This is a genomic window from Acinetobacter sp. LipI_19, assembly GCF_058242925.1.
The window spans coordinates 85,955-96,546 of sequence record NZ_JBZAYK010000002.1 but is presented as its reverse complement, the minus strand read 5'-3'; the positions used below and the strand labels follow the sequence as shown (position 1 = coordinate 96,546).

Genomic DNA, 10,592 nt, shown 5'->3' with positions numbered 1-10,592 from the left:
CAACAAAGCAATTGGGTAAATGAAAATAAAGCAGATTCAAATAACCCAGAACGCCAAGCCAATCAATTGGTACTACAACGCCGTAATATCACCACTGTTCCTGAATACCACCCACTACAACACCGTCCAAGTACCCATCCACAACGTGCCAAAGTGGTTGGGCCAAGTGGAGAAGAAATCCATGTCGATGAATGGGGGCGCATTAAAGTTCGCTTCCTATTTACCCGAAATGAAGACCACAGTCATGATGGTGGTGCAGGGAGCAATGACAACGACACCGATTCCGCTTGGGTGGATGTACTGACCCCGTGGGCAGGTGAAGGCTATGGTGCACGGTTCTTGCCGAGGATTGGTGAGATTGTCGTGATAGATTTCTTTGATGGCAATATCGATCGACCATTTGTGGTGGGGCGTATCCATGAAGCACAACGTAGCCCAACGAAATTTGATGACAAAGGCCAATTGCCTGATACTAAAAAACTGGCAGGGATCAAAAGTCGAGAAGTTAAAGGCAGTGGCTATGGCCAGCTTAGATTTGACGATACCACAGACCAAATCAGCAGTCAGCTACAAAGTAGTCACGGTGCGAGTCAACTTAACCTCGGTAATCTGAGTCATCCTAAAGAAACCGAGACCAGTGAAGGACGAGGTGAAGGCTTTGAACTAAGAACAGACCAATGGGGTGCAGTACGTGCAGGGCAAGGTCTACTACTCAGTACCTATGCTCAAGATTCAGCTTCAGGCAATCATCTTGATGCGACCGCCGCCAAAAGTCAGTTAGAAAGCAGCCTAAATAACTCTAAAGCCTTAAGTGAAGTTGCCAAGAATCAGCAAACTGATCCTTTGGAAGTGTTGGAAAGAATCAAAGGATTTATCAATACACTAGACCAACAAGATCCGAAAAAAGCAGATGCATTTAAGTCTGCGGTGATGATGTTGGCTTCCCCTAATTCGATTGCACTTGCCAGTAACGAAGATATTCATCTTTCAGCAGATGGGCAAATCAGTCATACCGCAGGCGACAGTATCAACCTAAGTACACAAAAGGCTTTGATTGGGCATGCCAGTGCTAAGATCAGTCTTTTTGCGGCACAGGAAGGGGCAAGGTTATTTGCTGGAAAAGGTAAAGTTGAACTTCAAGCTCAAGATGGTGGTGCAGATGTGATTGCACGCAAAGGGATTCAAATCATTTCGACCGAAGACGCGGTTTATATCATTAGTCCGAAAGAGATTAAGTTGATTGGTGATGGTTCTGAATTAAAGATTAATGGCTCAGGGGTATTTTCAACTACAGGTGGTTTGTTTCAGGTGAAGTCGGGGCAACAGAAGTTTACCAGTGGTGCGAAGATTAATTCAGACATTCCTCAGCTTCCTATTTGTGAAATGCGTGTTTCTGGTGCTGCGGCAAAAGGTGATGCTTCTGTGGAGCTTTCATAATGTTATTAGAGCCTATACATCCAAAAGAGGTGATTGAGTATGATTACGTCATTATTGACCCGAATCTAAATGCGCAATATTTTTATGAAGTGGAAGCTCAACTTAAGTCTTTAGCACCAGATTATGCGAAGAATGTACAGCATGTTTTTCCGTATTTATTGCGCTTAAATTCAGTTGATGCTTCGCTTGTTGATGAAATAAAGCAACATGATCAAAATCAGATCAAAGCAGAGCTTTCCCCTTTTTTTCTGATGATGTTTAAAAGTGTTCCAACTCGAGAACCTGATATTGTTGATCACTTAAAACAAAATTTAGTCTATGAAGTAGGCACTAAGAAGTATTTGTATCGGTTTTTTGATCCGAAAATTTGGATGTTACTCAATTATTTTGAGAGTCAGGATTTTTTATGGATCAATAAATATTTTAAAAATATTGAATTTAATTTCTTAAATGAAACATTGTGCTTTGACGCTGGATCTGAGGGTGATTTTATTCAACAGCCTGATCATGATTTATTGGAAAAAATCAGTGTAAACAATAGAGTGTTTGAAAAGTTAAAATTCAAGACTGAGGATCTGCCAGCATACTTTTTGAAAGTAAATCAGATTTTTAATTATGCAAACTTAATAAAAAATAAAGGAATTTTGACCAAGGATGATGCTGTAGCATCCATTTTTCATGCAGATTTAATCGGCGAGAGTTTTCTTGAAACCCACTTTTTTCAACGTTTAACAGAAAGTCCCAAAGGCTATGAACAAGCAAGCAAACAGCTTTCAACGTCTGAGTGGGATGATTTTTTTAAAAAACAAAATATTGATGATGAAAATTTAAAAAATAAGGTGGTGTATGGATTCTAAGAGTTGTGATTTTTGTAAAAGAGATATTGGCTTAAAGATTTTTGTGAATCGCTATATATTTTCATCAACAGGTGCAAATAATTCACTTGATGACGATGCAAATCAAAAAGAATTATATAACATAGCAGATATAAAATCACAGATTGATGAATATTTATCGAGTTTAGAAGAAACCAAGTTTAATTTTATTAACTCCTATAAGCCATCTAGTCCTCAAGCTTCAACAGCCGCGTCAGCTTTAGAAGCATCCAGTCATGATTCAACTAATAATCCTGAAGTAAAAGTTGAGCCCCTGCCTACGATTGAGGTTACAGCTACAGAGGCTAGTTATAGCTATCCTAAACATAAAACTGAAACATCAATGGAACAGTATGGTTTTAAAGGAAGCACTTTAAGAAAAGGTTTTTTATATGTTTTCATAAAGCATTTAAATCAATGGCAAGAATATAAAATTTCTGAAAAGGGTTTTTTAAAACGTATTAATGAATCAAATTATGATCAAGATTACTCATCTAGACCCTTAGTTTTAATGGAGCAGGGTGATGAGCCTTGCATGAATATTAAGCATAGAGCAAATGCTTTAACGATCGTTGTACCCAAACCCAATGAAGCTTCTTTTGTATATTTCAAATATTCTGAAAACGCATGGAGCAAAGCAACGAAGCTGAGAAACAAGTCACCTGAATTTTACGAAAAATATATGGATAAATTTGACGTAAAAAAATTTATTGCAGGACAGTACGCAAAAGGCACATTTCCAATGCAGACGGGAATTGAGAGTTTTTGTGCAGATTCTAAGACAGAATGGGTGGCTGGCGAAAAAGGTCAAGGAACTCTAGAAAACAGTCTGTTAAAAAATAATATATCAAAAGATTTATTTTCATATTCAGAGTATTTTTCCTATCTGTCAGGGAAGACATCTAAAGATATACTTGAAAACACTTTGTCTCAAAATGAAGATATTAACCAAGTTAAAACTAATAATTTAGCTTATAGATTATTTTCAGACTCAAGTTTGGATGATTCATTTCTTAAAGAGCATACCAAAGAGGAGCTCACCGCGGCTTTGTCAAATGATGCAAAAGCAAGAATACTTTTTGGCGCTGTATTTGCGATTGATGACCCTGTTGGCGTAGTGATGGATATTTCAGCTCAAGTTGCAAATCAAATGATGAGTGACGAAGATTATACTGATGATGAAAAAACCGTAAATACATTAGAAGTGTTAAAAAATAACTTTGGGATTAATGATTATCCTTACTTTACCAATGACGAATTAAAAAGAAATGAGGAAGCGAAACAAAAAATTCGTATGTATGGTGGGCAAGGAGCAATGATTGGTGGACTCATTGAGGACGTGTGGGATGATAAAAAAACAACAGAAGAACTCAATGCTAAGGAGCGAGCCCAAAAAGCAGCAGAACAAAAAGTAAAAAATCAAGAATGGAATACAGAATATGTCCAGCATATTGATTCAAATAGATTTAATGCAGGTTTAGCCACGCTTAAGCAGAAAAAACAAGTGCAGGCAGGCTATGCGGATACGCTCGATGGAATAGGTCAGGAGTTTCTTAAGGAAAGCGTAATTGCGGACCATTTTTTCTTTAACCAAGAAAAAGATAATTTAGTTGATGGTGTTTCTCTTGGCATGTGTGTCAATCTAGTTTTAGAAAGTAGCAAATTATGTCCAAAAATGAATAAATACATGGGGCAGTACTTATATAACACTCGAGATCCTAATAATTATTTTTTAAATTTTCTTGCTTTAAATTCAAATGGACTTCGTCAAAAGTTAAATGAACAAATTAATAAATGGTCGCTGACTAATTTAAATGGAGCTTTTGCTACACAGCCTTTTGGGGATTTCATCAATTCCTTTCATGGCTTTTTAAGTACAGCTCGAACGGAAGAATTAAAATTTACATTGTTGACGAATATCAGCAAAGCCTTTTTAAACATCACAGGCTTAACACCGCCCAATGCTTTAGCCGCTCATCCATTACAACCCTTGATGATTTCAATGTTTAGTTTGTCAGAAGTCAAGTCTGAACGTATTACTTTTACGAGCAAAAGCGATTTTAACTCGAAAATGCGAAATTATTATAGATCACATCAAAATATCGTCGGCAAAGATAATGGTCTAGGAAATGTTATAAAAAATAGTGATTGGAACTATCTATATGATAAATACAAACATCTTAAATATATCGATGTGCCTCGTTTAGAAGTAAATCCTGAGTTTGAGAAAAATTTACCGAAAAATTTTAGAGAGGCTGTAAAAAAGCATGCTGAGTTATTAAAAAAACAAAGTACGATGAATGTGAGCGTTATTGCTGAAGATGCCATAGAGCCAAGCCCAAGCTCAGATTATTTTAAATTCTTTATGATTAAAGTCGCAATTGTTGGTTTACAAGGCTGGGCAATTTGTACTGTTTTTAGTCAAAGTTTTGACAATAAATATGAAAAAGTTGGTCGCAGAAGTGCTGCTGTGATTGGTCTAACCATGTCCACTGTAGAAGCAGTGGGCGCACTGTTGAATTCAAGTGATAAAATCACGTCACAATCTCGGCTGTTAAAGTCAATGAATAGTTTTATTTTAAAACTCACTACAGATGATAGAAGCGTTTTAGCAGGAAAAATTTGGCGAGGTTTTGGATTATTTGCAGGATTAATTTTTGGTGGTTTTGATGTATATAATGGGGTTAACGCAAGTCTTAATGGAGAGTCTACTTATGGTTTTATTTTGGCCGCTAGTGGTGTTAGTGTAATTATAGGCTCAGTAATGATTTTTATGCTTAATCCTTTTGGATGGATTGCAATTGCTTTAGGCATCATTCTTTCTTTAATTGCCTATTTTGTAAAAGAGAACAATATTCAAATATGGATACAACGATGCCTACTATCGACCAATACTGAAAAGAAAAGATTTAGCGATATCTTCGAGCAAACAGATCAGTTAAAGACGGTAATGTGATGAAAAGTAAAATTAAAAAACATGTGTTTGGTTATGATGTGTTTAAAGAAAACATACCTTTTTCAAAATTAGATAAAGGTGATGTACTTTTAAATCCTCATGATGAATTTAAACGCAATCATAACTGGTCTTTTCTAAGAATGAATGATGATTATATTGAACTGATCGATCAATCTTATGCAAGATTGGGTAAATCACTTAGTATGTTTGTTTTTATATCACCTTTAGTTCTTTTCTTAATTGGTTGTTTAATGTATATGTTGATCAAACCATTTTATAGTGAAGGGATTTATAAATATATATTTGTTATATTTGTTTATTTATTCTTATTGTTTTTTACTTTATATGGTTTTTTGAGTCCATACTTTAAATATGATCATAAGAAACCGTTATGTAAACCGATCTTGTTTAATCGAAAAACAGGTAAAGTATTTTTTTATTTAACTGATGCTGAGTATATCGAGCGAGATTGGAAAGATGTTGTTTATGTTATGGGGACAAGTTTTGGTCTTTCAGGATTTACCTTAAGAGAGCTTAGAGCGCATATTGTAGATGATGGCCTGTTAAAACATACCTTTGTTATTGGCTTTCCAATGATTGGTTGGGATAATACCCAAGGCTTATGGTCATTTATATGTCATTTTATGCATAAAGGACCAGCAGAACTTTATCCAAAGCCTAATCCGATGTATGGAACAATAGATCCGTTTACACAATTAACGTTTTGCCAACAGGTCGTTGGAGCAAAAGAAAGTTATCGAGATACATGGAAGTCATTTCGAATCATTTATCATGATAACTGGGTTCCTGCCTTATTTTCCTATCCTTTCGATGTATGTAATTTTATTGCAAGACGAATATTGCTCAATATAAAACCTCTACCTGTATGGAATAAAGAAGTCATTCTTAAGAATAAAATGGAACAACAACGTCCAGAGGAAATCAGCTTTAAAGACAACTTTGAATTTAGTATGTTTGAGATGAAAGATAAATGATAAAGCGCGTAAGCGCTTTGATCTTTAATGATTAAAATGAAAATTATATTTTTTTGTGAGCTTAATATTTGGAAGCATCAGTAAAATGGTTACATAATGAAAAGTAAAATTAAAAAACATGTGTTTGGTTATGATGTGTTTAAAGAAAACATACCTTTTTCAAAATTAGATAAAGGTGATGTAATTTTAAATCCTCATGATGAATTTAAACGTAATCATAACTGGTCTTTTCTAAGCATGAATGATGATTATATTGAGCTTATTGATCAATCTTATGCAAGGTTAGGGAAAGGAATCAGTCTTTTAGTTTTATGTTTTCCTGTATTGTTATTAATATTTCATATCCTATATTTGTATTTTACACTTGGTGGAGGTCCTAACGAGTCTATTTATTTTTCAATATTTGTCGTTATTTCTGCATTGATTACCTTCTTTTTACCACTATACGCATTTTTGAATCCTTTCTTTAAATATGATTATAAAAAGCCAATATGTAAACCGATCTTGTTTAACCGAAAAACAGGCAAAGTATTTTTTTATTTAACTGATGCTGAGTATATCGAGCGAGATTGGAAAGATGTGGTTTATGTGATGGGGAATAGCTTTGGTCTTTCAGGTGCACCTTTAAGAGAGCTTAGAGCGCATATTGTTGAAGGTGGTCTGTTAAAACATACTTTTGTCATTGGCTTCCCGATGATGGGTATATTCCGTACCCAAGGCTTATGGTCATTTATATGTCATTTTATGCATAAAGGGCCAGAAGAATTGTATCCAAAGCCTAATCCGATGTATGGAACAATAGATCCGTTTACGCAATTAACATTTTGCCAACAGGTCATTGGTGCAAAAGAAAGTTATCGGGATACGTGGAAATCATTTCGAATTATTTATCATGATAATTGGGTTCCTGCTTTATTTTCTTTTCCTTTTGATCTTGGTAATTTTATTGCAAGACGAATATTGCTTAATATAAAGCCTCTACCTGTATGGCATAAAGAGGTTATCCTTAAAAATAAAATGGAACAACAACGTCCAGAGGAGATCAGCTTTAAAGACAACTTTGAATTTAGTATGTTTGAGATGAAAGATAAATGATAAAGCGCGCAAGCGCTTTGATTTTTTGGAATTAAAAAGAAAATTATATTTTTTGATAGCTTGATATTTGGAAGCATCAGTAAAATGGTTACATGATGAAAAATAAAATTAAAAAACATGTGTTTGGTTATGATGTGTTTAAAGAAAATATAGCTTTTTCAAAATTAGATGAAGGTGATGTACTTTTAACGCCGTATGATGAATTTAAACGCAATCATAACTGGTCTTTTCTAAGGATGAATGACGATTATATAGAGCTTATAGATCAGTCTTATGCAAGACTTGGGAAAGGATTGAGTCCATTTATATTTTCATTCCCTCTGATTTTAATTGCATTATATTTTTTATATTTATATTTTAGTCTTGGTGGTGATAGTAATGATTCTATTATTATAACTTTTATAATTGTAACTTCTGTTATTTTCATAATATGGTTTTGCATTTTTGTTTTTTTTCGTCCTTTTTATAAATATGATTATAAAAAAACGTTATGTAAGCCGATCTTATTTAACCGAAAAACAGGTAAAGTATTTTTTTATTTAACTGATGCTGAGTATATCGAGCGAGATTGGAAAGATGTTGTTTATGTGATGGGGACAAGTTTTGGTCTTTCAGGATTTACCTTAAGGGAGCTTAGAGCGCATATTGTTGAAGATGGTATTTTAAAACATACCTTTGTCATTGGCTTTCCAATGATCGGTTGGGATAATACCCAAGGCTTATGGTCATTTATATGTCATTTTATGCATAAGGGACCAGCAGAACTATATCCAAAGCCTAATCCGATGTATGGAACGATAGACCCGTTTACGCAATTAACATTTTGCCAACAGCTCATTGGTGCAAAAGAAAGTTATCGAGATACATGGAAGTCATTTCGAATCATTTATCATGATAATTGGGTTCCTGCTTTATTTTCTTTTCCTTTTGATCTTGGTAATTTTATTGCAAGACGAATATTGCTGAATATAAAGCCTCTACCTGTATGGCATAAAGAGGTTATCCTTAAAAATAAAATGGAACAACAACGTCCAGAAGAAATCAGTTTTAAAGACAACTTTGAATTTAGTATGTTTGAGATGAAAGATAAATGAAAAACCCATGGTATTTTGTTCCTCGTACTAAGGTGGGAGAAAGTGTAAAAAAGTATCAACTTTTTAAACTGGATACTTTTGAACTCAAACGGGTGATCAATCATAATTTTTCAGTTGTTCAGATGAACTCTAACTTTATTGAATTAACAAATAAAAATTATGCTTGGAAGGGAAAGATCGTAACAATTTTTCTCCTTGTCGCACTTCCTATTTTAACTTTAACTATTTATCTCAGCATATTTTTTTTAAAAGATGGTGTAGAGGATGAGGTATTTGTCATACACACCAGTGCAATAATTGTAATATGTAGTGCTCTTTATATATTTATTACGATGTTTATTTCTTTTTTAAAATTCGATTTTTTAAAGCCTCTTTATTTACCAGTCGTAATAAATAGACAAAAAAAGACAATGACTGTGTGTTCTGATGGGAATAACACCACTCAGTTTTTATTAAACGATTTGTATTTTGATATCGTTCATTCACAAGGTGTAGTGGGACTACCGCTATATGAGTTACATGCCTATATACTTGATGGTGAAGTGATAAAACATGATATACAGTTGGGTACACCCAATATTCATAAAGACTATATAGAAGGCTTTTTACTATTTATAAAAACTTATGCAGAACAGGGACCTGAACCACTGTACTATAGAAAAGGGATAGATGATCCTGAGCAAGATTATAAAAGTAAATTAACATATTGTTATGATATTCAAGAGAAAAAAGAATCCTTTAAGCAAAGTTGGCAAACCGTGTTTATCAATCATTTTCAGACACCACTCTATGCGCTTATTTTTGCTTTACCTGAATTTGTTCGGTTCTTTGGGCGACGAATTACAGTTGTTTTTTCAAAACCATTTTACTGGAGTGAACAGCTTAAAAAAGATAATTCCGTAGATGAAAATGATCCCTATATAGTGACAGCAAAAGACAATTTAAAATTTGGTTTCTTTAGCGTGAAAGATAAATAAAAAGATTAAAATTAATTTTTATCTTAAATTATATTAATAGGTTAACTATGCTAAATGGCACTTTACAATACCCAGTTTATAAGAATGATAGACATCTAACCCCAAAAGAAAAGGACAACATTCTTTCCAAAAGAGCCACTTATAAATCAAATATTTCTCATAGCTATAATTTTATAAAAATGAATTCTACCTATATGGAATGTGTGAATAATAGCTTTTTCTTAAAGGGGAATTCTTATTCTAATTTGCTCGGTGTTTTTTTTGTAGCAGTTCCGGTTATTTTAATTGTTTGGCTTATATTTTTTTATATTACAGTAATTCGTGATGCTGAAAGTTTATTAGCTTTTATAGTAGTTTTTTCTCCAATGCATATTTTATTTTTTTGTATTCTTTACGTTTTTTATAAAGGTTTTCAGAATTTTAAAAAGTATGAAAAATTAGGCTATAACTATTACCCAATCCGATTTAACAGAATAAATCAAAAAGTTTATGTTTATGATGTAAGTGGCCAAATATTCACAGGTGATTGGAGTAAAATTGACTTTATTTTAAATAGTCGACTTGGTGGATATGAAGGTACTTTTTGGGAAGTCAAAGGGTTTATCAAGGATAACAAAGATTTGATAGTTTATACCTTTGCCTTTGCACTCAGTAAGAATAAAAAACAAGAGACATTGGAGATATGGGAGTTTATCAAAGAGTATATGAATAATGGACCTGAGAAGCTTTATTTTAATAAAAAGGTTGCTGGTGTAATTCATCGCCTACCTGCTGAAAAGTTGAGTTATTGTCTAAACATTGAAGCACAGCCTGAGTCTTTAGAAACAAGTAAGGAAATCGTTGCATTAGATTATCAAAGTGAAATTCGATCATTCTACTCAAGAGCAATGATTAAAATTTTAGGCGCAACTCGGAATAAATTTATTCGTGCTGATAAACAACCTAAATGGCCTGATAATATTGAAGATGAATGCCAAGTTGATGCTACAGACCCCTATGTTGTTGATGCTTCGACAACATACCAACTTGATACTTTTGGAAAAATTATTAAGTAAAGAGCAATTTATTTAATTTTTTAAATAAATTGCTCTATTTGAATTTTATTAGTTTTGAATAGCACTAGAGTGAGTAAGAAAATTATTTCATAATTTTGATGAAATAAT

General features: G+C 33.5%; 8 protein-coding genes. All 8 read left to right on the top strand.

Annotation, left to right across the window (positions count from 1 at the left end):
- On the top strand, positions 1 to 1,437 hold a 1,437-nt coding region (locus AC4CVF_RS21325), incomplete at its 5' end, for a DUF2345 domain-containing protein (protein ID WP_490789960.1).
- Complete coding sequence (locus tag AC4CVF_RS21320; RefSeq protein ID WP_490789959.1) at positions 1,437 to 2,294, top strand: hypothetical protein; 858 nt, start codon at positions 1,437 to 1,439, stop codon at positions 2,292 to 2,294. The genes AC4CVF_RS21325 and AC4CVF_RS21320, both read left to right, overlap by 1 nt.
- Positions 2,284 to 5,268, top strand: coding sequence for a T6SS effector BTH_I2691 family protein (locus AC4CVF_RS21315; protein ID WP_419358817.1), 2,985 nt, complete (start codon positions 2,284 to 2,286; stop codon positions 5,266 to 5,268). The genes AC4CVF_RS21320 and AC4CVF_RS21315 overlap by 11 nt, the downstream gene beginning before the upstream one ends.
- Positions 5,268 to 6,263 (top strand): DUF6708 domain-containing protein, encoded by a 996-nt coding sequence (locus AC4CVF_RS21310; protein WP_419358819.1) that lies wholly within the window; start codon positions 5,268 to 5,270, stop codon positions 6,261 to 6,263. Before AC4CVF_RS21315 ends, AC4CVF_RS21310 begins: the two co-directional genes overlap by 1 nt.
- A gap of 96 nt (positions 6,264 to 6,359) precedes the next feature.
- A complete protein-coding gene (locus AC4CVF_RS21305) occupies positions 6,360 to 7,358 on the top strand; it encodes a DUF6708 domain-containing protein (RefSeq protein ID WP_419327677.1) in 999 nt (332 codons plus the stop codon).
- Between the two features lie 95 nt (positions 7,359 to 7,453).
- The gene (locus AC4CVF_RS21300) at positions 7,454 to 8,452 is read left to right on the top strand and encodes a DUF6708 domain-containing protein (protein WP_419327676.1); all 999 of its coding nucleotides are present in this window, start codon (positions 7,454 to 7,456) and stop codon (positions 8,450 to 8,452) included.
- Positions 8,449 to 9,429 carry a hypothetical protein gene (locus AC4CVF_RS21295; protein WP_490789958.1) on the top strand — a complete coding sequence of 327 codons (981 nt, stop codon included), beginning with the start codon at positions 8,449 to 8,451 and terminating at the stop codon, positions 9,427 to 9,429. Before AC4CVF_RS21300 ends, AC4CVF_RS21295 begins: the two co-directional genes overlap by 4 nt.
- Before the next feature lie 47 nt (positions 9,430 to 9,476).
- Positions 9,477 to 10,484 (top strand): DUF6708 domain-containing protein, encoded by a 1,008-nt coding sequence (locus AC4CVF_RS21290; protein ID WP_490789957.1) that lies wholly within the window; start codon positions 9,477 to 9,479, stop codon positions 10,482 to 10,484.
- Positions 10,485 to 10,592 lie beyond the last annotated feature (108 nt).